Genomic DNA, 23,348 nt, shown 5'->3' with positions numbered 1-23,348 from the left:
GATCATGAGCATAAACGAACCGACGTCGATATCTAACGCGCTCACTCGCTCACGCGCTCACTCGCTCACTCGCTCACTCGCTCACTCGCTCACTCGCTCACTCGCTCACTCGCTCACGCGCCGCGGCAAAGGCCGGCCGCGGCGCGTGCGCCTATCAACGCCGACGCGCGGTCAGCCAGTCGATCGGCTGTAGCGCCTGACCGACGATACGGATCTCGCCGACGCTGCCAAAGAAGCCATCGGCCCGCGCGCCATCCCACGAACCGGCACCGACGATCCACGGCATGTTGGCCGCCAACGTCGCCAGGCCGCGAGCGCCCGAGGTGTTGCGCAGAACCGGCGCGCCTTCCACGTACAGGATGGTTTCGTGCGTGGTGTCATCGTTCACCACGGCGACGTGCATCCACTTGTCGGGGATGATCTCGCCAGACCAGTTTGCCTTGGGACTACGCGTTCCGGCGTCGTCCGGCACCACTTCCCACTGGATCTCGCGCAGGCTCGACACCGCAAACAGCAGCGGCGGGGATTCGGGGTCTCCGCCCGAAAAGCCCGCCAGATCACCGCGCTTGCCGTCGCGCGTCATGATGTTCATCCACGCGTGCTTGGACGCGACCCAGTCCCGGTCGATCTTGATGAAGGCTTCCACCGTGTAGCCGTCGGTCGCGGTTTCACCGTTGATGATGGCCGCGGCATCCGTCGTGAAGTAGCTCATACGAGCCGTGTTCTTGTCGGTGTTCAGGAAGCGCACCGAGCCGGGCGCGGCCGACAGGTAATGGTGATCGTCGGACCAGACCACATCGCCCACCTGCGCACCGGCCACGCCGTCGATATTCAGCGGCGCGCGCCGCATCGGATTCAGACCCGCGCGGTCCGCGATCACTTCGCCCACCGGAACCGGCTGTCCGTTGGTGCCGCCAAAGAAGCGCCAGTGCGCCAGCGTGCCTTGCACCTGCGGATAATCATCCGGATCGGCGGCGGGCTTCTGCTCGGCGGCGACGGGATCCGTGTAGTTCGCCAAAATCAACGCGCGCGCCTGGTCGATCAGCGCAGTGTGCGACGGCGTAGCCGCCTTGAATTCCTTATTGAAGCCGCCAAAGCGCTTCGCAAAATCCATCTTGATGGTGAACTGCTCGTTCGCGCCGGTCAGAATGGCCTGGTCAAACGTGTTGAGCGTGTTCTTCGGCTTCTGCGGCACCCATGGCGAGAACGACAGCACCCGGATCTCGTTGTTGCTGAGGTCGAATTCGTACAGACGCATCAGGCCGTTGCCGCCCTGATAGGCCATCTGATAATCCACCACCATTTCCTCGACCGCGTTGCCAAACGCATTGGTCTTGGTCAGATGCGCGGCGCCGTGATAGTGGCCGTTCAGCGTCATGAAGATCTGATCGTTGTCGCGGATCAGCTTGTCCCACAGCATCAGCCCGTAGGGCACTTCCAGCGGCGTGACGCCGTCCTTGTCGATGTTCAGCAACTGGTGGTTGACCAGGATCACCGGCAGTGTCGGGTTCGCGCGAATGACCTGGTTGGCCCAGTTCAACGCGTCATCGGAGATGCGCCACGACAGCGACAGCACCATGAACTTCTGGCCCTCGGCTTCGAACACGTGATATTCGTGGAAGCCGCTAGGATCGCGGCCGCCAAACGTGGCCTGGTTCTTGGCGCGATCGGCACTGAAGGTTTTCAAATAGGGCTCGTTAGCCAGATTGCGCTGCGCGTCCGTGGCGCTGGCCTGGCTGCTGGCGTCGACGTAGTCGCGGTCCAGGATCACGTCGTGGTTGCCGGCCAGAATCGAGTACGGGACCTTGGCGTCTTCCAGAATCGCCATGGCGGCATCGGCCACTTTCCACTGGTCGGGCTTGCTCTGTTGATCGACGACGTCGCCCAAGTGAATCAGGAACGGGATGCCGAGTGTTTTGGAATGATCGGCCACCCACTGCGTCTGCGCCTTGAACGGCTCGCTGCCGTACTTGCGCATGAATTGCTGGTTTTCGGCGTCGGTTGCGTAGCGCGAATAGAACTGCGTGTCCGGCAGTACTGCTACTGCGAAGCTGGAAATGTTGACGGGTTGGGGTTGGGGTTGCGGCTCGGGTTGGGGCTGCGGTTGCGGTTGCGTGCCAGGCGTGTCGGGCGACGTGATGTCGTCGTCATCGTCGTCGCTGGAGCAGGCAGACAGCAGCAGCGATCCGCCTACGGGCAGCAGCGTGGCGCCAAAGCCGGCCTTTAGCAGGCTGCGACGACGCGGATCCGCATCGGTCGGCAGTGCCGCGAGTTTATTGGCAACCTCAAGTTTGCCGTCGTGCTTGTCGTTCGCCATCTGTGCTGCCCTTCAGAAAAAGCGGGAAGCTTAGGTAGGGCGGATGACGGGATGATGAATGTTGGTGGTGGCGCGAGCAGCGCGTCTGTCTGCTTGAATTGCGCTGGTTCACCACGCCATACGAGTTGGGGCCGATTTTTTAATTTTCGTGTCTGGACACGGAATGTCCAGAGCGCCGTCCAGACTGAAGTTTCTCAAGTCTGCATGGAGTTTGTTCGTGTCCCAATCGTCTGCAAATCAACTTGTTCCTCAAGCCGCATTCAAGGCCCCTCACAAAGCGGTCATTCACCTGGAAGGGTGGGGCATTTCCGCCAAGGAAGCGAGCGAGGTGGCCGCGACGCTGAACCAGCAGCTACCCCAAATAGACTGGCGCGCCGGGGTTGCCCTCGACTCGGAGGCGCTAGTGGTGCATTTGGTCGACATCTCTACCCTTGCAGGCGCAACGGGCCATGCTGTCTGGAACACGTATGGCCCTGTTGAAGCCATGAGGCAAGCGGGCGAGGCCGGCACACCCGCGCTCGCGTTGTGTCGTGGCAAGTTCAGCGAGCTTCCCAGCCAACGGCTTGGTGTCTGGGTCGCGTCGACCGGTCAGGCGTGGGTGAACGCGCTACAGACTTTGGCGCGAGCCCTCGCCGCAACGGGGTGGAACGCCGAGAACGGTTACCGCGACCTGTCAGGGTGGGCAGGCGTGCGTCCTATGTTGAGCGCCAACCTGCTGGCGGTCATGGCGACGGACCATGCTGCCGCTGATTTCCCTTCCCTGATGCGTCAGGTCTCCGCGTCTTCAATTGCCCACCCGACCGCTCTCGTTGCGGCGGGCGTCTCTCGTCATGCCTTTGATCGGACGAGGATTGAAGCGGGCATGCATGATCTGGACATCGCTGTGGTCGCGCCTATGACGCTGGACGGCACGATGCGCGCCGATGCGCTGGTGGGCTATCCCTGGCCGGTAGTCACGGGTTAGACGGAGGATGTTGGTCCGAAATCGCCGGCCAGATAAACCGATGCGCTCGCCACAAGCACTCCATGAATTTCCTTACGCAAATGCGCGGGTTTGATCAGCATGACATCGGGCGCCAGGCTAAGCACGAATTGCTTAAACGTCAGCGAGGGGCGGACTGTCGCCACCAACTCAAAGCCGTCGCGCTTTTCTTTAATGACTTGGTCCTCGGACAACCGGTAATCACGCAAACGGCTGCGAAATTCGCGTTCGCGAACCCTAAGGGTGACCTTTTGCGGCGCTTCCGGGAAAAACAGCAGCGCATGTTCGTATTGCAAGAAACGATCCAGATCAAAGTCCTCGTCGTTGTCCGCAGGCTCACTCGTGGATTCGGCGGTGGAAATCCTGTCGACTCGGTGCAGATAGCGCACGAACCGGCCTGTACGGCGGGATCGGCGGCACGAAACGAAATACAAAACGCTGCCGCGCTCGACCAAAGCCAAAGGAGACACGTGATAACTGACTGGAGCGTCGGTGGACAAAGCGCCGTTCCGGTAACTCAGGAACAGACGTGTGTTGCGATAAAGCGCGTCCGTCAACGCGTGCATGATTTGCGGGTCTTGGGCTGGTGGCAGCAGCGGAAAGCCCGAGTCAATGATCGCTGCCTTGCCCAGCCAGGCCCGGCCCTGCAAGAACCGTGGATAGGTGGGGTGGCTTGCCAGAAGTTCACGGCTTCGATCGCAATGCTCCCTCAGCGCTTTCAGCGCATCGGCCGGCAATTGGTTGGAAGCGAAGTGTTCCAACTGCAAGAGGGCAACGGCCAGTTCCACACTTTTGACCTCCGCCTTGGCAGGCATCTTGCCCGGGATGACGCGCCAACTGCGTGCACTGGCTTGGCCCCGGCGTTCAATAACGCCTTGATCCAGCAGCCTTTGCAGCGCTCGTTGCATCGCTTTGGACGTCGACGCGGAATACCCATAACGAGGCCTTAGCCAGTCAAAAAGCGAGCGCGACGATACCCAGTCTCCAACGCGATGGATTAAATCCAAAACGTCCCAGTGCAGGGCGGTCATACCCGTGTCGTGTGGCTTTGGCCGAAGCCGACCATTTACTGTCATATCAACGTCATAGATGGTTTCTTTTTATAATAACCTGATATACTTCTTGTAACACGTTCTTTCGACGGTTATCTCGGGTGCGGGGGTTTTGAGCCTGCTTTATCCCGCTTCATCGCTTCTTGCTGGATCAGCCAGTTGGTAATAAGGCGCCGGCAACTCCACCGCATTTATTCACTCAGCAGAAAGGTCACACGCAATGCCCCTTCCCTTGATCATCGGTGCAGCGGCTCTGGTAGCTGCCAGTTATGGCGCAAAAAAAGGCTACGACGGTTATCAAAAGCACTCCGAAGCGGACGAGATTGTCAAGGACGCAACTGCGGCCTATGACAAGCGGCGAACCGTGTTCGATGCACAGGAGAAGAAAACTGAAACCGCATTGACGGAGCTGGGCAACCTGGAACTGCAAATCGGTGAAAGCTTTGGCGAGTTTAAAACCTTGGCTGATTCGCTGATCAAGGATTTGAACGCCAATTCCCAGGACAAGCTGGAAATCAAGTTTCCGAAGCGCGAACTTCAAAAGATCGAAAACTACACCTATTCCGCCATGGGGGTGCTGGGCAGCATTGCCGGGGCGGGCGCTGCTGGCGCGGCGGCGGGCTTTGCCGTATATGGCGGCGTCATGGCTCTGGGCGCCGCGTCCACCGGCACCGCCATTTCTGCGCTGGCCGGCGCCGCTGCCACCAATGCCACGCTGGCAGCCATTGGTGGTGGTTCGTTGGCAGCTGGCGGACTTGGGATGGCCGGCGGCACAGCCATCCTGGGCGCGGCCGTCGCCGCTCCCATCCTCGCCATCGCCGGCTGGGCCTACGACAACCACGGCGAAGAAGCGTTGAAAAACGCACGTAGAGCCGCCGAAGAAGCTCAAGCCGCCATCAGGAAACTCATTAAAGCCGAAGAGTTCCTAGGCGATACCGAAGATTATGCGCGCCGTATCAAGCGCAGCCTCTCGCGTATCTACCGAGAGTTCCACCGCTATTTCGACGATTTGAAAGACGTCAGCACGCTAGTCGATGACTTGAAAGGCCGTAACGTTGATGTCGCCGCGGAGTTGGACAAACTGGGTACATCGGTCATTCAAATTATTGAAAATGGTTATGCGCTTGCCGCCATTCTGACCAGAGTCATCACGACTCCGTTGTTCAAGCTGAAGGAAGTCGGCGGGGGCGTCGCAGTGGACGATAACGGTCTGCCGCAAATGGCCAAGGATAAGGATGGCTCCATGATCCTGAACGGCGACAAGCTCGACGACGTTCTCGATACCGCCAAACAAGACGCCGCGCGCTTTGCGCACAGCTGACACGGACCAGCACATGCAAACGATTGCAATTCAGTATCCGTGGGTGCAAGAGTTGGAGAAAACCGTCGTCCGAAGCTTGGCCACAAGCTTCGGTCTGGATTTTCTGCTGTTTGAGGACAAGACCGGCGGCAAGGTCGATACTGTTCAGAATGTCCGCAAGGGAGTCTGGGCGACCGAGGCGGAACAGAAGAAATTCGATGAGCGCGGTGGCTACTCAGCCGTTAAAGCGGCCTATCACAAGGATCCGGAGTTCATTCGCAAGGGAAAGGCCGACGCCGCGTTACAGCAGGACGGCCAGCTTCGAGACGGCTACACCTCGGCCACGATGTCGCCACAGAACGGTATTCGGGATCTGGATCACGTGATTGCGGCCAAGGCCGTCCATGATGACGCAGGGCGCGTGCTTGCCGGTCTTGACGGCATCGAGCTGGCCAACCATGAGTCCAACCTCGTTTCCACGCACCGAAGTATCAACCGGAGCAAGCAGGCATCTTCGGTCGATGATTTTTTGGCGGGCTTGCCCGAGAAAATCGTCCAGCAGAAGGCCGCGGTGCAAGCCGACCGAGATGCATTGGCTGCTTTGCCGCGCGATACGCCCCAGCAACGCCACCGTGCAGAAATGCAGGAAGCCAAGCTGAAAAAGTCGGAGACGCGGCTGGAAGCACTGGAGTCTGTCGACCCCGATGCCATGCGGGAAAAGGACGCGAAGGCTAGGAAACAGTACGACGGCACCGTCAACAAGAAGTACTACACCAGCAGCAAGTTCTGGGGTGCTACCGCCTTGGCCTCTGGCACTGCGGGCATCCAAATGGGCACGCGGCAGATGTTGGGCCTTGTGGCTGCCGAGATCTGGTTCGAATTGCGCTCGGCATTGCCAGCGATGATGGAAAAGCTGCGCGCCAACTTCGCATTAGGGACGTTCCTGCAAGAAGCTGAACTGCTCCTTAAGGGGATATGGACGCGGGTGCAGGAACGCTTCAAAGACTTCCTCATGGCCTTCAAGGACGGCGTCTTCGCAGGTGTTCTGGGCAGCGTAACGACCACGGCATTCAACATCCTGGCCACCACGGGCAAGAGCGCAATCAAGGTCATCCGCGAAATGTGGGGCCAGATGGTTTCGGCATTGAAGCTGCTGGCTTTCAATCCCGATGGCCTTTCCAGCGTTGACCTGACCAAAGCTGTGCTCGCCGCCTTGTCGGCTGGGGTGGCGACGGCAGTGGGCGGACTGATTTACGCCCAGCTGGTTCCAGTAATGACGTTTCCCTTTGGCAGCGAGCTGGCGGCCTTTGTCAGCGCTCTGACGACGGGGATTCTGACGATAGGCCTGCATCATGTCCTGCTGCATAGCCGGATGATGGAGCGCGTGTGGGCGTTGCTGGATCGCAGTAGCCATGCGCTGACCCTGCGGCAGTTCGAAGCGCTGAACGCACAGCTTGATGAATATCTGAGCGAGATCGAACGCGTCGAATTGAATATCGACGTGGACGAACTGGAAGACTTTTCGATTGACCTCAGCCAAGCCCAGAGCGAGTCTTCGCGTGGCGTGGTCATCGCAAGGGAAATTCAGCAACAGGGAATCTCCCTGCCTTATGAAATGGGTAATGCCGACAGTACGCGCAGTTGGCTCACGTCGTTGGCGAAGTGACGTCGACCTTCCCCTGTTCGCAATGCGGGCGGTGCTGCCAGTTGGTGGACCGCTCGCCCCAGACCCAGCATCTGGACCGGGGCGACGGCACGTGTCGCCATTTCATTGCCGATCGAAATGCTTGCGGCATCTATGACGATCGCCCAGACATTTGCCGTGTCGACCGCCAGTATGCGCTTCATTATGCTCAGCAAATGTCATGGAATGAATTTGTGGAACTGAATCAAGGCGTATGTACGGCGTTGCAACGTCAGGAGCTCCAGTCAATAAGGGTGACGGCAACCCATGAATAAAGCTGATTTCCTCACTCAATCAGCACCTTTTTCGAAATGGTTCGCCGATCTTATTACCGAAAAACTTCCGCTCGATTTTCGGCATGAGCAGGGCATAGACCGTAGTTTGCGTTCCGCGCTGGAGCGTTACAGGTGGCCTAATAAGCGGATTGACATCCCTACGCCTAGGGGGCTCCTCAGCATCGCCGCGCACGGCAGCTTTGCGGCCAATGCCGCAGTCCTGCTTCAGTTGGAAATTGGCCTGCGTCGGTGCCTGGACGCTGCCCAGGTGGACGAGACGGAACTTGCGAACTGGGCTGCTGCAATCATGCGTTGGGGCGGGGTGTACACCAAGCGTGGTAACGGGCCTTGGCTCGATAGCAAGCGTGCGAGCTTTTCGGCGTACTTGCGGCCCGTGCTGCGAGCGCTGTCGGACACTAGCGGGATAGCGCATTTGGGCATTGTCGATCTGCGCTCCAACGCGGGCACGACCAAAATACACTCCCTTGCACTTCCGCAGTTCGTCATCTACGACAGCCGTGTAGCTGGCGCGTTGGCGTGGTTGGTGCTGCGTTGGAGTCGCCACCAGAATGCCGCCGTCCCCGCGCACTTGCGTTTTGCCTGCATGCGGGCAAACACGACCAAGAGCAAGGTGAAGATGCGCTCTCCCGATGAAACCCTTTTTCCTTACTTCGCCGCGTCTGGCCCATTGCTGGCGCATCAGCGACACGCAACCTGGAACCTCCGGGCAAACTGGATCATCAGCGATGCGCTTACGCGGGCGAATGCAGGCGCCGGGCAGGAGAAATGGTCACCTCGGCAAGTCGAGGCGGCGTTGTTCATGATGGGTGCGGACTTAGCGCCCGCGATGCGCGACTGTTGACGGCGGCAGCGTTCTCTTAATGCCGGTCTGAATTTCGGCAAGCCATGTCGGGGCGTAGGAGGCGCCGCCGTGCGCTTAGCGAATCGTTGGCTATCGGCCTTAGTAGAAAGGCCATGGTGCCCGGGGCCGGAATCGAACCGGCACGCCTTGCGGCGGGGGATTTTGAGTCCCCTGCGTCTACCAATTTCACCACCCGGGCTAGGGGGTCGCGAGCGCGTCCAGGTGACGGCTGCGGGAGATGCGAAGACCGCGATTATATGCGGTCTTTCTCATCTTGTCAGGCGACGGCTAGGCGAGCCTGCCGTCCAAGGGGCAGGCTGGGGCTGCTAAACCCCGACCCCACCCCCACAAACCTCACTTCTTCTCAGGCAAGAACCAGTTCATCACCAGTGCGCAAATCCCGCCGGTGGCGACGCCCGATTCCAGCACACTCTTCACCGAGTGCGGCAGGTGCGACAGGATTTCCGGCACTTGCGACACGCCCAGGCCCAGCGCCAAAGAGACGGCGATGATGAGCAGCGCGCGGCGGTCCAGTTGGATGCCCGCCAGGATGTTGATCCCAGACGCGGCCACCGCGCCGAACATCACCATGGCTGCACCACCCAGAACGGGCTCCGGAACGGCTTGCAGGACACCGGCCACAACCGGGAACAGGCCCAACAGAATCAGCATCCCCGCAATCCACACGCCGACGTGGCGGCTGGCGATGCCGGTCAGCTGGATGACGCCATTGTTCTGCGCAAATACCGAGCTGGGAAACGTATTGAACACGCCAGCCAGCAGCGAGTTCGCGCCGTTGACCAGCACGCCGCCCTTGATGCGCTGCATCCAGAGCGGACCTTCAACCGGCTGCTTCGACACCTTGCTGGTGGCAGTGACGTCGCCAATCGCTTCCAGGGACGTGACCAGATAAATGATCAGCATCGGCACGAACAAGGCCCAAGAGAACCCCAGGCCAAAGTGGAGCGGCACCGGAACCTGGAAGACGGCGGCTTCGCGGGCGCCGGTGAAATCCAGACGGCCCATGTAGGCGGCGGCGATGTAGCCGACGGCCAGCGCCAGCACCAGCGCAGTGCTGCGAATCCACACCACCGGCACGCGGTTCAACAGGATGATGGTGCCCAGGACGAGGCCGGATAGGGTCAGGTTCTCGGCGCTGGCGAAGGTGCCGTTGGCCATCGCGCCGAAGCCGCCGCCCATGCTGATGAGGCCCACCTTGATGAGCGTCAGGCCGATCAGCAGCACGACGATGCCGGTGACGAGCGGGGTGATGAGGCGTTTGACGAAGGGCAGGATGCGGCTGATGCCCATCTCGACAAAGGACCCGGCGATGACGACGCCGAAGATGGCGGCCATGACGGCTTCGACCGGCGTGCCTTGCTTGACCATGACTGAGCCGCCGGCGATCAGCGGGCCGACGAAGTTGAAGCTCGTGCCCTGCACGATGAGCAGACCCGCGCCGAGCGGCCCGAAGCGCTTGCACTGCACGTAGGTGGCGATGCCGGAGATCACCAGCGACATAGAGACGATGAGGGTGGTGTCGCGGCTGCTGACGCCCAGGGCCTGGCAGATGAGCAGGCCGGGGGTGACGATGGGGACCAGGATGGCCAGCAGGTGCTGCAGGGCGGCGACGAAGGCGACGGGAGGCGCGGGGCGGTCGTCGGGGCCGTAGACCAGGTCGTGGCTGGTGTCGGCGTCATCGGACGTGCCGTGGGGGGCGGGTTGGGTCAGGGAGGCGGGTTGCATGGCGGGAGGGCCGGCCGGGGAGGGGTAGGTGAGAAAAGTGCGGGATTTTACCGGGGACAGCCGCCTGTCAGGTTGCTTCTCCGCCACCCTGGTCTTGAAAAGTTCCCATTGGCCCCCACATCAGTAGGGTTTCCGGGCGGCCGCGCGGGCGCATCGCCCCAGCCGCCGGATATTTGTCCCTAATTTATTTTCCGAGCCACGTAGAACCATGAGCCAAACCGCCACGAATTCCGCGTCCGAAACCCTGGGGTTCCAGGCCGAGGTGAAGCAACTGCTTCATCTGATGATCCATTCGCTGTACAGCAACAAGGAAATCTTCCTGCGCGAGCTGGTGTCGAACGCGTCGGACGCCTGCGACAAGCTGCGCTTCGAAGCCATCGACCAGCCGGAATTGCTGGAAGGCAACGGCGAACTGGCCATCACGGTCAGCTACGACAAGGCCGCCCGCACCATCACGATCTCCGACAACGGCATCGGCCTGTCGCGCGAAGAAGCGGTGGCCAACCTGGGCACGATCGCCCGCTCGGGCACGCGCGAGTTTTTCTCGCAGCTGACCGGCGACAAGCAGAAGGACGCGCAGCTCATCGGCCAGTTCGGCGTGGGCTTTTATTCGTCGTTCATCGTGGCTGACAAGGTGACGGTGGTCAGCCGCCGCGCCGGTTCCTCGGACGCGATCCAGTGGGAATCCGACGGCCAGGGCGAGTTCACGATTGCCGCCGCTGAAAAGGCCAGCCGCGGCACGGACGTGACGCTGCACCTGCGCGCTGACGAAGACGAACTCCTGAACGGCTGGAAATTGCGCGAGATCCTGCGTCGCTACTCCGACCACATCTCGCTGCCGATCCGCATGGCCAAGGAAGAGTGGGATCAGGAAAAGGGCGAGCAGGTCAAGACCGACGAACTGGAAACGGTGAACCAGGCGAACGCCCTGTGGGCCCGCAACAAGTCCGAAGTGACGGAAGAGCAGTACCGCGAGTTCTACAAGACGGTCTCGCACGACTACGACGATCCGCTGGCCTGGACGCACAACCGCGTCGAAGGCCGCAGCGAGTACACGCAACTGCTGTACGTTCCCAAGCACGCGCCCATGGACATGTGGGACCGCGACGGCCGCCATGGCGTGAAGCTGTACGTGAAGCGTGTCTTCATCATGGACGACGCCGATCAGCTTCTGCCGTCGTACCTGCGCTTTGTGCGCGGCGTGATCGATTCGGCGGACCTGCCGTTGAACGTGTCGCGCGAAATCCTGCAGGAAAGCCGCGACGTGCGCGCCATTCGCGAGGGTTCGGCCAAGCGCATCCTGTCGCTGCTGGAAGACCTGGCCGAGAACAAGCCGGAAGACTACGCGACGTTCTGGTCGGAGTTTGGCCAGGTGTTGAAGGAAGGTGCGGGCGAGGACTCGACCAATCTTGAGCGCATCGCCAAGCTGATGCGTTTTGCGTCGACGAATTCCGGTGATCAGGCGCAGACGGTGTCGTTTGCCGACTACGTGTCGCGCATGAAGGAAGGCCAGGACAAGATCTACTACGTTACGGCGGACACCTTCGCCGCGGCCAGCAACAGCCCGCATCTGGAAATCTTCCGCAAGAAGGGCATCGAAGTCCTGCTGCTGTCGGATCGCGTTGACGAGTGGATGCTGTCGTACCTGCGCGAATTCGACGGCAAGTCGCTGGTGTCGGTGGCCAAGGGTGGCCTCGATCTGGCGGAACTGGCCGACGAGGAAGAAAAGAAGCACCAGGCCGAAGTGGCCGAGGACTTCAAGCCGTTGGTCGAGCGTCTGCAAAAGACGCTGGAAGAGCAGGTCAAGGAAGTGCGCGTGACGCTGCGCCTAGTGGATTCGCCGGCGTGCGTGGTGGTGGGCCAGAACGAACTCAGCCCGCACCTGTTGCGCATGCTGAAGGCCGCCGGCCAGGAAGCGCCGAACGTGAAGCCGGTGCTGGAGATCAATCCCGAGCATCCGCTGCTGGCGCGTATTCGTGCGGCCGAAGATGGCGAGTTCGATCAGTGGGCGCGTCTGCTGCTGGATCAGGCGCTGCTGGCTGAGGGCGCGCAGATTGCGGACCCGGCGGCGTTTGTGAAGCGGTTGAATGCGCTGCTGCTGAAGTAAGCGGCTGGGTGGTTCAACAGAGAGGGCGTCCGAAAGGACGCCCTTTTTGTTTTTGGGTCCCACGGGCGGGGCGCGAAGCGGCCGCGCCTTCGGAAGACGTCTGATTTGATCTTGAGGATTACCGCTCGGTAAGTTTCGAGCTCGAATGTCGTGAAAATGGCCTTAGGATTACCGATCGGTAACTTTGGGGATAAGGCGATGACGACCACGCGCGAGCTTGATGCGATTCCTGCGGTCGTGTCTACGTCAACCGAGTTGGGGGCTCTGATCAGGGCTGTGCGCCGGCGGCAGGGCTTGCTGCAAGTCGACTTGGCGGGACTGGGAAATTCCGGGAACCGGTTCGTGGTCGACTTGGAACGGGGAAAGCCCACCGTGCAACTGCAAAAGGTGTTCGACATGTTGGACCTCCTCGGCCTCGAAGTGGAAGTTCGATGGAAGCGCCCTCGGTTTGGCTAATCGCTGGTCGATTAATGACCTGAAGTCAAAAGTGTTTGCCCGCTAGACGCCTTTTTCTGCAAGTATCCGGCCGTCATACTGCACACCTGTCTATCCGATGCGCCGGCCATTTCAGGCCGGATGCGCCCCAGGAACGTCCTGCCGGCGCCGTCGAACCCAAGGAACTTGCATGAATCCCCAAGAAGCCCAGCCGGTGAAGGCCGGCCCGCCGTTGTTGGCGCTTGCCGTCGGTGCGTTTGGCATCGGCGTGACCGAGTTTTCTCCCATGGGCCTGTTGCCCGTCATCGCCGAGGGGGTGAACGTGTCCATCCCCAGCGCGGGCATGCTGGTCAGCGCCTACGCGATCGGCGTGATGGTCGGCGCGCCGCTGATGACGCTGGCGTTCTCGCGCTGGTCGCGGCGCAAGGCGTTGATCCTGCTGATGGCGATCTTCACCATCGGCAACATCCTGTCGGCGCTGTCGCCCAATTACACGACGCTCCTGCTGGCCCGACTGGTGACCAGCCTGAACCATGGCGCGTTCTTTGGCCTGGGCTCGCTGGTGGCCGCCAGCGTGGTGCCGCGGCACAAGCAGGCCAGTGCGGTGGCGACGATGTTCATGGGCCTGACCATCGCCAACGTGGGCGGCGTGCCTGCCGCGACGTGGCTGGGTCAGACGATCGGCTGGCGGATGTCGTTCTTCGCGACGGCGGTGCTGGGCCTGATTGCGATGCTGTCGCTGTGGTTCGCGCTGCCGGCGGGCGAGGCGGGCCGGCGTCCCAACGTGCGGCATGAACTGGCCGTGCTGCGCAGCCCTGCAGTGCTGCTGGCGCTGCTGACCACGGTGCTGGGCGCAGGCGCGATGTTCACGCTTTACACGTACATCGCCCCGACGCTGGCCGAGATCACCGGCGCGTCCCCGGCGTTCGTGACGGGCATGCTGGTGCTGATCGGTCTGGGCTTCACGTTGGGCAACGGAGTGGGTGGACGCATGGCCGACCGCTCGCTCGATGGCACGCTGATCTTCTTCCTGGTGCTGGTTATCGTGGACCTGCTGGCGTTCCCGTGGCTGGCGTCCACGCCGGTTGGCGCGGCGGTGGCGCTGCTGATCTTCGGTATCGCGACGTTCGCGGTGGTGCCGCCCCTGCAGATGGGCGTGATGCGCGCCGCCACCGATGCGCCGGGTCTGGCGTCGTCGATGAACGTGGGCGCGTTCAACCTGGGCAATGCGGTAGGCGCGGCGGCCGGGGGCGCGGTGATTTCGGCGGGCATGGGCTACGCGGCGGTGCCGATTGCCGGCGCGGTGATTGCCGCCGCTGGTCTGGCGCTGGTGCTGGTGCAGCGCGCCGGGAACGTGCGGCGGCGCAAGCTGGCGGTGCAGGGCTGCTGAGGTTCCTCCTTCCGGCCGTCCAACAAAAAGCCCCGGTGCAAATCGACCGGGGCTTTTTGCATGCGCGGCCTTCAGAACTTGAAGACGTCTTCAAGGTCCACCGACTCTTCCACTGATTCCAGCTTCACACTCTGTTCGATGTGTTCCAGGTGATGCAGGGTCAGTTCCTCGGCCCGTTGGGAATCGCGGGCGGCGATGGCTTCGGTGATGAGTTCGTGTTCGTCGTCCCGGCAGCTGGTGGCGGTGGGAAGGTTGTACAGGAAGATGACCAGGCACGTGAGCGTGGAGAGTTCGCGCATGGTCCGCGCCAGCTCGCCGTTGCCGGCCAGTTCGCTCAAGAGGATGTGGAACTCGCCAGCCAGCCGGATGATGGCGCGCTTGTCGTCGCGTTTGCGGGCGTCGTGTTCCAGCACGACATGTTCGCGCAAGCGCGCCAGTTTCTCGGGTGTCAGGTTCTGCGTCAGGCGCCGCACGACGGCCGGTTCGATGAGCCTGCGTGCCTCGAAAACATCGCGCGCCTTTTCGATGGAAGGCTTGGCCACGTAGGCGCCGCGTTGGGGGAACAGTTCAACGATCTGTTCATGGGCCAGGCGGGCCAGGACTTCGCGGATGCGAGGGCGGCTGACCTCGAAGATTTCGGCCAGGCGCTCTTCGACCAGCTTGGTGCCGGGTTTGAGGCGGTTGTCCAGGATGGCGCGATAGATGCGTTCGTAGATGCCGGTGACCGAGGTTTCGCGTTTGTCTGATGCCATGGGCTCGTTGTTGGTTTGCGCGTTTGATGCCAGGAGGGGATCGCCGCCCTGGATAGTGAGCGGTTCTTTGCCGCTTGTAGACGTCATGTTGTCTGCAACCTGACGGATGAACGTGAAGATACCCGATTGGACAGCAGCGTTGTGCATGCCGTCGAGGAACAGTCAAAAATAATGTTAACAATTTGGCCTTGAAATGTATATTTCAGGGTAATCACTAGCGTAATCATTTTTGTATTCGGCCTAGAATCCGCTCACAACATGCCCATCCGGCTGCGCTTTCGCTGCCAGGACAGGGGCGGATCAGACGGGCTGACGCATATGACGAAGCAGGGTTTTGATCTGGTGCTGCGCGACGCGGTGCTGGCGACTGCCGGCGACACCTGCCGGGCGGATCTGGCAATCTCCAACGGCTGCATCGTGCAGATCGGCCGCGGCCTTGCTCCGGGCCTGTGCGAAATCGACGTGGCGGGTCGCGTGGTGACGCCAGGCGGTGTCGATGCGCACTGTCACCTGGATCAGCCCATGGCGCCGCCCGTGAAGCTGGCCGACGACTTTTTCACGGGCACGCGCTCGGCGGCGTGCGGCGGCACGACCACCGTCATTCCGTTCGCGGCGCAGCGCAAGGGCGGCACCGTGCAGGCAGCCATCGACGACTACCATCAGCGCGCCGAAGGCCGCGCATGCGTGGACTATGCCTTCCACCTGATCCTGACCGACCCTGCGCCGGCCGTGCTGAACGAAGAGCTGCCGCGTCTGATCAAGGCTGGCTACACCTCATTCAAGCTGTACATGACGTACGACGCGCTCAAGCTGTCCGACGGCCAGATCCTGGACGTGCTGGATGTGGCGCGTACGCACGGCGGCATGGCGATGATCCATGCCGAAAACTCAGACTGCATCGCCTGGCTGACACGCCGCCTGGAAGCAGCCGGTCGCACGGCGCCACGCTTTCATGCGGTGTCGCGGCCCACGCTGGTGGAACGCGAGGGCGCCCACCGCGCGATTGCGCTGTCCGAGCTGATCGACGTGCCGATCCTGTTGGTTCACATCTCGGGCGGCGAGGCGGTGCAGCAGATCCGCGAGGCGCGCGCCAAAGGGCTCAACATCTACGCGGAGACCTGTCCGCAATACATCCTGCTGACCGCAAAAGACCTGGGCACGGACGACAGCTATTTCGGTGCGCGCTGCGTGTGCAGCCCGCCGCCGCGCGACGCGTCCAGCCAGGAAGAGATCTGGCAGGGGCTGGCGGATGGCCTGTTCACGGTGTTCTCGTCCGACCACTCGCCCTTCAACCTGACCGGCGAAGACGGCAAGACGCCAGGCGGCAAGGAAGTGGCATTTCGCCATATCCCGAACGGTATCCCTGGCATCGAAACCCGCATGCCGCTGCTGTATTCGGAAGGCGTGCTGGGCGGGCGCATCAGCGTGAACCGTTTTGTGGAATTGACCGCGACCCAACCCGCGCGTGCCTATGGCCTGTATCCGCAGAAGGGCACGCTGGCCATCGGCAGCGACGCCGACCTGGTGATCTGGGAAGAGCGTGACTTCACGCTGGGCAACGAGCATCTGCACCACGCGGTCGACTACACGCCCTATGCCGGGATGCAACTACGGGCGTGGCCCGCGATGACGCTGCTGCGCGGTCAGATCGTATGGGACGGCGCGAAGTTTGCAGGCTCGCCGGGCCAGGGAAAGTTCCTGCCGCGCGGGCTGCCCAGCCTGTCGCCACCCAGCGCCCGCAAGGGTGCGCAGCCGGCTTGGCGTTAGCCGCCCCGGACACCCATCAATCATTTCGGAGGATATTGCGTTGAAAACTACCCTGATCAAGAACGCCGAGGTTGTGGTTGCCTGGGACGAGGCGCGCCAGCGGCATGTCTACATGAAGAACGCCGACGTGGCATTCGCGGACGGGCGCATCACGCACGTCGGACCGGGCGCGCAGGCGGCGGCGCCGGACGCGGAGATCGTCAGCGGCAGCGGCATGATGGTCATGCCGGGGCTGGTGGATATCCACAGCCACCTGGTGCATGAACCCATCAACAAGGGCTACACGGACGAGACCGGTTCGGCGGGGCTGTACAACTCGAATCTGTACGAGTACATGCCCACGATGGAAGGCGACGACGAGGCCGCGCCCGCGCAATTGACATTGGCCGCAGCTGAACTGCTGATGTCCGGTGTGACGACCGTGGTGGACATGTCGGTGGCGCACGAACATTGGATCGACATCATGGTGCAAAGCGGCCTGCGTGCGTACATTGCGCCCATGTTCCGTTCGGCGCGCTGGTACACGAAGAATGGCCATGTCGTGGAGTACGACTGGAACGAGAAGGCGGGCGAGGCCGGTATGGAACGCGCGCTGGCGCTGATCGACAAAGCCGAGGCGCATGAATGCGGCCGGTTGACCGGCATGCTGGTGCCGGCGCAGATCGACACCTGCACGCCGGAACTGCTGAAATCCAGCCACCAGGAGGCCAAGCGCCGCGGCATCGGGTGGCAGACGCACGCCGCGCAGTCGCTGCCGGAGTTCCATGAGATCACGCGCCGTCATGGTCTGACACCCGTGCAGTGGCTGCACAGCCTGGGCGTGCTGGATCCGGGCAGCATCGTGGGCCACGGCATCTTCGTGGACGATCATCCGAACACGCACTGGAACACCGCCACCGACCTGTCCATCCTGTCCGAAACAGGCGCCAGCGTGGCGCATTGCCCCACGGTATTCATGCGCCGCGGCATGGCGCTACGCGATTTCGGGCGCTACCGCCGCGCCGGCATCAACCTGGGCATCGGCACCGACACCTATCCGCACAACATGATCGAGGAAATGCGTCACGTGGGCTATCTGGCCCGGCTGATGGCGCAGACGCCCCGCGCCGTCACCACCGGCGAAGTCTTCCACGCGGCGACCGTCGGGGGCGCGACGGCGCTGGGTCGCGAAGACCTGGGCCGCATCGCAGTGGGCGCGCGCGCCGACCTGGTGATGGTGGACATGACCCACCATCTGATGCGTCCGTCGCGGGATCCGGTGCGCAGCCTGGTCTACGCCGCCGCCGATCGCGCCGTGCACACGGTGTACATCGACGGCAAGCGCGTGGTGCATGAAGGCCAGGTGCATTCCCTGGACTATCGCAAGGCCGCTGAGCAGGTGGACGAGGCCCAGCGCCGCGCGGAGGCGCTGGTGCCGTCACGCGACCTGGTGGCTGGCCGTAGCGCCGCACAGATGTCGCCGCTGTCATTCGACATCGTCTGATCCGATCTCAATCCGACACCAGGGGCCGGCCACAGGCCCCGTTCATCCATAAGAACTTCAAGGGAACGACATGGCTTATCTGAACGCTGAAAGACTTGAAACCCGCTTCGGTCTTGCCCGTCTGGGCGCCGCGCTGGCTTGCGCCGGCGCGTTGGCCTGGGCGCCTGCTCAGGCTGAAACGCTGACCGTGGTGATGGCCAGCAAGTTGACGGTGCTGGACCCGGTGCTGACGGCGTCGCATCAGACGCGCAACCATGCCTACATGATCTACGACACGTTGCTGGCTACGGACGCGGACAACAAGATCCAGCCGCAGATGGCGGATAAGTGGGAGATCTCGCCCGACGGAAAGACCTACACGTTCACGCTGCGCGACGGCTTGAAGTGGCACGATGGCACGCCGGTCAAGGCCGAGGACTGCGTGGCGTCGATCCAGCGTTGGGCGCAGTCAGACAAGACTGGCCGCCAACTGATGCCGCTGGTGGCGTCGATGGATGTGGTCGACGACAAGACGTTCAAGATCGTGTTGAAGGCGCCCGCGGACGTTCTGTCGGCGCTGGGCAAGCCCAGCGGACTGCCCAGCTTCATGATGCCCAAGCGCGTGGCGCAGACGCCGGTGGCGCAGGCCATCACCGATTACACCGGTTCCGGTCCCTTCAAGTTCGTGCAGAAGGAGTTCCAGCCGGGCGTGAAGACGGTCTATGAAAAGAACACCGACTACGCGCCCCGCAAGGAAGCGCCCAGCTGGACGGCCGGCGGCAAGGTGGTCAATGTGGACCGCGTGGAGTGGGTGGCGATGGCCGACCCGATGACGACGGTCAATGCGTTGCTGGGCGGCGAGGTCGACTACATCGAGACCGTGCCGTTCGACCTGGTGCCGATGGTCAAGAGCTCGCCGGACCTGACACTGCGCATTCTGGACAAGATGGGCTATCAGCCCATGTACCGGTTCAACCAGCTTCATGCGCCGTTCGACAACAAGCTGGTGCGGCAGGCCGCCATGTATGCGGTGGGTCAGGACGACATCCTGAAGGCGCAGGTGGGCGATCCGGAATTCTTCAAGACGTGCGGCGCGGTGTTCGGCTGCGATCTGCCGTATTCCAGCAATACGCGCGCCGACATGATCGTGCCGTCCAACATCGAGAAGGCCAAGGCGCTGCTGAAGGAGGCCAAGTATGACGGCGCTCCCGTGGTGATCCTGCACGCCACCGACATCGCCATGGCTTCGGCCATTCCGGTGGTGATGGCACAGCAGTTGCGTCAGGCGGGTTTCAACGTGCAGTTGCAAGCGATGGACTTCATGACCATGCTGTCGCGCCGCGCCAACCGCGACGTGCCGGCCAAGGGCGGCTGGAGCATCTTCGTGACCACGTGGCACGTCAGCGAGATCATGGATCCGCTGCGCAACTACGGCGTGTCGGCCAATGGCGAGAGGGCGTGGTTCGGCTGGCCGACCGTGCCCCAGGTGGAAGCGCTGCGCGACAAGTTCCTGGTGGCGGGCACGGAACCGGAGCGCAAGCAGATCGCCGAGCAACTGCAGGACGTGATGCTGGATGAGGGCGTGGCGATCACGCTGGGGCAGATCGAGACGGCGGCGGCTTATAGCAAGAAGTTGTCGGGCGTGTTGGAATCGCCGGCGCCGGTGTTCTGGAACATCAAGAAAGCCAGCAACTAAGCCATGTTCAGCTACATCCTCAGACGCGTCCTGGCCACGGTCCCCGTGGTGCTGACGGTGGCCGTGCTGATCTTCTGCCTGCTGCGGCTGACGCCCGGCGATCCGGCGCTGATCCTGGCGGGCGACGCGGCCACCGAGACGCAACTGGCGCAGATCCGCGAGCACATGGGACTGGACCGGTCGCTGGCCACCCAGTTCATGCTGTGGGGTGGGCAGGTGCTACAGGGCGACCTGGGCACGTCGCTGCATTCCGGCACGCCGGTGACGACGATGATCGGCAGCCGCGTGGGGCCGTCGCTGGCCCTGGCGCTGTCGACCATCCTGCTGTCCACGTTGATCGCGGTGCCGCTTGGCGTTTTCTCGGCCTGGCGGCGCGGCACCCGCGCGGACCGGGCGGTGATGGCGTTTTCGGTGCTGGGCTTTTCGGTGCCGATCTTCGTCACCGGCTACGCGCTGATCCTGCTGTTCGCCATGAAACTGGGCTGGCTGCCGGTGCAGGGCTACAAGTCGCCATCCGTCGGGCTCGTGGCCTTCGGCATGCACCTGTTGTTGCCCACGATCGCGCTCAGCACCGGCTTTGTGGCGCTGATTGCGCGCATTGCCCGCAGCAGCGTGCTCGAGGTGATGGGCGAAGACTTCATCCGCACCGCCCGTGCCAAAGGCATTACCGAGCGCGCCGTGATGATGGCGCACGCGCTACGCAACGCGGCCGTGCCCATCATTACCGTGATCGGCGTCAGCATCGCCTTGCTGATCAGCGGCGTGGTCGTCACGGAGTCGGTCTTCAACCTGCCCGGCCTGGGACGGCTGGTGGTCGAGTCCGTGCTGGCCCGGGATTATCCGCTGATCCAGGGGCTGATCCTGCTGTTCTCGCTGGTCTATATCGGCGTGAACCTGACCATCGACGTCCTGTATTCGGTGTTCGATCCGCGCATCCGTTATTGAAGGAATCCGCATGTCCACTTCCATACACTCGATCGCGGGTGGGGCGGGCCACGTCCCTGCCGCCCGCAAGCCGCCCCGATCGGCGCTGGTTCGCACGCTGTCCACCTGGCCGGTCATGGCCGCGCTGGTCATGCTGGCGGTCATTGTGCTGGCCGCCTTCTCGGCCAACCTGCTGGGGCTGGCCGACCCCATGGCCATCAATCCCATGCAACGCCTGAAGGGCTTTTCTGCCGAGCATTGGTTCGGCACCGACGCCTACGGGCGCGACGTGCTGTCGCGCGTGATCCACGGCGCCCGCATTTCGCTGATGATCGGCGCGGGCACCGCCATTGCGGCGCTGATCCCCGGACTGGTGCTGGGCGTGATCGCCGGCTATTTCCGCGCGGCGGACATGGTCATCATGCGGATCATGGACGGCATCATGTCGGTGCCCAGCATCCTGTTGGCCATCGCGCTGGTCGCCGTCACCGGCGCCAGCCTGCTGACGGTGCTGATCGCGATTGCCGTGCCGGAGTTCCCGCGCGTGGTGCGCCTCGTGCGCGGATTGATCCTCAGCCTGCGCGACGAGCCCTATGTGGAGGCCGCCATTTCGCTGGGCACGCCGACGCGGGTGTTGATGATGCGCCATCTGGTGCCCAACACGATGGCGCCGTTGATCGTGCAAGGCACCTTCATCTTTGCCTCCGCCATGCTGTCCGAGGCGGTCATGAGCTTCCTGGGCGTGGGCATGCCGCCGGAGTTTCCGTCCTGGGGCAACGTCATTGCCGAGGGTCGCATGTACTTCCAGGTCCGTCCCGAGCTGATCCTGCTGCCGGGCCTGTTCCTGGCGCTGACGGTGCTCAGCGTGAACATGCTGGGCGACGCGATGCGCGACGCCCTCGATCCCAAGATGGCCAGGAGGGTGTGACATGAACGATTCCGCATTGCCTGTCCTGCAGGTGCAGAACCTGTCGGTGGCGCTCGTGGGCGCGCCCGGCGACGAACCGCGCCACGTGGTGGAGGGCATCAGCTTTGACATCCGCGCTGGCGAGACGCTCTGCGTCGTCGGCGAATCCGGCTCGGGCAAATCCGTCACGTCGTTTTCGGTGATGGGTCTGCTAGCGCCAGATGCACTTCGGCCGAACGCTGGCCGCATTCTGCTGGACGGCGAGGACGTGCTGGCCTGCACGCCGGAGCGGCTGCGCGAACTGCGTGCCACGCGTATGTCGATGGTCTTCCAGGAGCCCATGACCGCGCTGAACCCCGTGCGGACCGTGGGGTGGCAGATCGACGAGGTGCTGCGCACGCACAGCGACATGGATGCTGCCGCCCGCAAGCGCAAGATACTGGACATGCTGGATTCGGTACGGCTGCCGGATGTGGAGCGCATCTATCAGTCGTACCCGCACCAGCTTTCCGGCGGGCAGCGCCAGCGCATCGTCATCTGCATGGCGCTGATCCTGAATCCCAAGCTGCTTATCGCCGACGAGCCAACCACCGCGTTGGATGTGACGACGCAAAAGCAGATCCTGGCGTTGATTCTGGAGCTGCAGAAGTCGCACAACACCGCAGTGCTGTTCATCACGCACGACTTCGGCGTGGTGGCCGAAATTGCAGACCGTATCGCGGTGATGAACCGCGGGCGTCTGGTGGAAGTGGGTACGCGCGACGAAATCCTTGCGCGTCCCAAAGAGGCCTACACCCGCATGCTGGTGTCATCGGTGCCGGGCCTGGCGCCGCAGGCAAGGCAGGCGCCGGAAGGTGCGCCGGTGCTGGTTGTGAAAGGCCTGCAGAAGACCTATGCCGAGCGCGGATTCTTCAAGGCCAAGCGCACGGTGCATGCGGTCAGAGACGTCAGTTTCACGCTTCGCAAAAAGGAAATCGTCGGCGTCGTCGGTGAGTCGGGGTCAGGAAAATCCACGCTGGCGCGCTGCATTGCGCGGCTGATCGATCCGAGCGCCGGCAGCGTGCAGCTGGACGGCACGGAAATCGCCACCGCCACCAAGCGGGAGTTCCATCCGGTGCGCAAGCGCATCCAGGTGGTGTTCCAGGATCCGTACCGGTCGCTCAATGCACGCATCCGGGTGGGCGATTCCATCGTCGAAGGCATGCGCAATTTCGGCGTGCCGGAGGACGAAGCGCGGACGCGAGCCATCGAGTTGCTGGACATTGTCGGGTTGAGTGCGGAAACCATGGATCGCTACCCGCATCAATTCTCGGGCGGGCAGCGCCAGCGGATCTGCATCGCGCGGGCCCTGGCCTTGCGGCCCGATATCCTGATCGCCGACGAAGCGGTGTCGGCACTGGACGTTTCCGTGCAGGCGCAGGTGCTGGAGCTAATTGAAGACATTCGCGCGCGCACCGATACCGCGGTGCTGTTCATCACCCACGACCTGCGCGTGGCGGCGCAGATCTGCGATTCGATTGTGGTGATGAAGTCGGGGCAGATTGTCGAAGCGGGAGATGCGGCCGCGGTGCTGACGCAGCCGAGGGACGGCTACACGCGCCAGTTGCTGGAGGCGGCGCCGGGCAGGCACTGGGATTTCAAGCGGTTCAGGCCGGCGGAGGCGGTTTTGCAGTAAGACGGCGTGACACGC

General features: G+C 62.6%; 17 protein-coding genes and 1 tRNA gene. 13 read left to right on the top strand and 5 right to left on the bottom strand.

All coding sequences use genetic code 11. The features are described 5' to 3' along the window. Positions 1–154: 154 nt before the first annotated feature. Positions 155–2,317 (bottom strand): LamG-like jellyroll fold domain-containing protein, encoded by a 2,163-nt coding sequence (locus tag AB3147_RS25110; RefSeq protein ID WP_367353280.1) that lies wholly within the window; start codon positions 2,315–2,317, stop codon positions 155–157. 217 nt (positions 2,318–2,534) lie between these two features. Here AB3147_RS25110 and AB3147_RS25105 point away from each other — a divergent pair, with 217 nt between their 5' ends. Next, positions 2,535–3,281, top strand: coding sequence for a hypothetical protein (locus tag AB3147_RS25105; RefSeq protein WP_367353279.1), 747 nt, complete (start codon positions 2,535–2,537; stop codon positions 3,279–3,281). Here AB3147_RS25105 and AB3147_RS25100 read toward each other — a convergent pair. Then, complete coding sequence (locus AB3147_RS25100; protein WP_367353278.1) at positions 3,278–4,330, bottom strand: helix-turn-helix transcriptional regulator; 1,053 nt, start codon at positions 4,328–4,330, stop codon at positions 3,278–3,280. The two genes, AB3147_RS25105 and AB3147_RS25100, sit on opposite strands and share 4 nt — an antisense overlap. Positions 4,331–4,571: 241 nt before the next feature. Between AB3147_RS25100 and AB3147_RS25095 the strand changes: the two genes are divergently transcribed. From AB3147_RS25095 to AB3147_RS25085, 3 genes are all read left to right on the top strand, one after another. After that, on the top strand, positions 4,572–5,672 hold the full coding sequence (locus AB3147_RS25095; RefSeq protein WP_218342777.1) for a chemotaxis protein: 1,101 nt from the start codon (positions 4,572–4,574) through the stop codon (positions 5,670–5,672). 13 nt (positions 5,673–5,685) lie between these two features. Next, positions 5,686–7,317: a hypothetical protein gene (locus AB3147_RS25090; RefSeq protein ID WP_218342778.1), complete on the top strand. Its 1,632-nt coding sequence runs from the start codon at positions 5,686–5,688 to the stop codon at positions 7,315–7,317. A gap of 285 nt (positions 7,318–7,602) precedes the next feature. After that, positions 7,603–8,472 carry a hypothetical protein gene (locus AB3147_RS25085; RefSeq protein WP_367353277.1) on the top strand — a complete coding sequence of 290 codons (870 nt, stop codon included), beginning with the start codon at positions 7,603–7,605 and terminating at the stop codon, positions 8,470–8,472. 114 nt (positions 8,473–8,586) lie between these two features. Here AB3147_RS25085 and AB3147_RS25080 read toward each other — a convergent pair. Together AB3147_RS25080 and AB3147_RS25075 are read right to left on the bottom strand one after the other, a co-directional pair. Beyond that, positions 8,587–8,671, bottom strand: a tRNA-Leu gene (locus tag AB3147_RS25080). Between the two features lie 155 nt (positions 8,672–8,826). Then, a complete protein-coding gene (locus AB3147_RS25075) occupies positions 8,827–10,218 on the bottom strand; it encodes a uracil-xanthine permease family protein (protein WP_105240768.1) in 1,392 nt (463 codons plus the stop codon). A 208-nt stretch (positions 10,219–10,426) separates the two neighbouring features. Here AB3147_RS25075 and htpG point away from each other — a divergent pair, with 208 nt between their 5' ends. From htpG to AB3147_RS25060, 3 genes are all read left to right on the top strand, one after another. Beyond that, positions 10,427–12,325: a molecular chaperone HtpG gene (htpG, locus tag AB3147_RS25070; protein WP_367353276.1), complete on the top strand. Its 1,899-nt coding sequence runs from the start codon at positions 10,427–10,429 to the stop codon at positions 12,323–12,325. A 198-nt stretch (positions 12,326–12,523) separates the two neighbouring features. After that, positions 12,524–12,781: a helix-turn-helix domain-containing protein gene (locus AB3147_RS25065; RefSeq protein WP_367353275.1), complete on the top strand. Its 258-nt coding sequence runs from the start codon at positions 12,524–12,526 to the stop codon at positions 12,779–12,781. Positions 12,782–12,950: 169 nt separating this feature from the next. After that, positions 12,951–14,150 (top strand): MFS transporter, encoded by a 1,200-nt coding sequence (locus AB3147_RS25060; RefSeq protein WP_367353274.1) that lies wholly within the window; start codon positions 12,951–12,953, stop codon positions 14,148–14,150. Between the two features lie 71 nt (positions 14,151–14,221). Here the strand turns inward: AB3147_RS25060 and AB3147_RS25055 are convergent, their stop codons facing one another. Beyond that, a complete protein-coding gene (locus tag AB3147_RS25055; protein ID WP_367353590.1) occupies positions 14,222–14,902 on the bottom strand; it encodes a GntR family transcriptional regulator in 681 nt (226 codons plus the stop codon). Between the two features lie 318 nt (positions 14,903–15,220). On the opposite strand from AB3147_RS25055, the gene hydA reads away from it, so the two are divergent. The 6 genes from hydA (at position 15,221) to AB3147_RS25025 (ending at position 23,333) form a co-directional block, all read left to right on the top strand. After that, positions 15,221–16,669, top strand: a complete 1,449-nt coding sequence (gene hydA / locus AB3147_RS25050; RefSeq protein WP_367353273.1) for a dihydropyrimidinase — start codon at positions 15,221–15,223, stop codon at positions 16,667–16,669. A gap of 40 nt (positions 16,670–16,709) precedes the next feature. Beyond that, positions 16,710–18,152: an amidohydrolase family protein gene (locus AB3147_RS25045; protein WP_367353272.1), complete on the top strand. Its 1,443-nt coding sequence runs from the start codon at positions 16,710–16,712 to the stop codon at positions 18,150–18,152. 70 nt (positions 18,153–18,222) lie between these two features. Then, positions 18,223–19,827: an ABC transporter substrate-binding protein gene (locus tag AB3147_RS25040; RefSeq protein ID WP_438861008.1), complete on the top strand. Its 1,605-nt coding sequence runs from the start codon at positions 18,223–18,225 to the stop codon at positions 19,825–19,827. Positions 19,828–19,830: 3 nt separating this feature from the next. Continuing rightward, the gene (locus tag AB3147_RS25035) at positions 19,831–20,772 is read left to right on the top strand and encodes an ABC transporter permease (RefSeq protein ID WP_367353271.1); all 942 of its coding nucleotides are present in this window, start codon (positions 19,831–19,833) and stop codon (positions 20,770–20,772) included. 10 nt (positions 20,773–20,782) lie between these two features. After that, positions 20,783–21,679: an ABC transporter permease gene (locus AB3147_RS25030; protein ID WP_367353270.1), complete on the top strand. Its 897-nt coding sequence runs from the start codon at positions 20,783–20,785 to the stop codon at positions 21,677–21,679. A gap of 1 nt (position 21,680) precedes the next feature. Then, the gene (locus AB3147_RS25025; protein WP_367353269.1) at positions 21,681–23,333 is read left to right on the top strand and encodes an ABC transporter ATP-binding protein; all 1,653 of its coding nucleotides are present in this window, start codon (positions 21,681–21,683) and stop codon (positions 23,331–23,333) included. Positions 23,334–23,348 lie beyond the last annotated feature (15 nt).

It is taken from the genome of Achromobacter animicus (assembly GCF_040775605.1).
Classification (GTDB): Bacteria; Pseudomonadota; Gammaproteobacteria; order Burkholderiales; family Burkholderiaceae_B; genus Achromobacter; species Achromobacter animicus.
The sequence above is the reverse complement of the archived record's forward strand: the minus strand, read 5'-3'. Positions and strand labels throughout refer to the sequence as shown.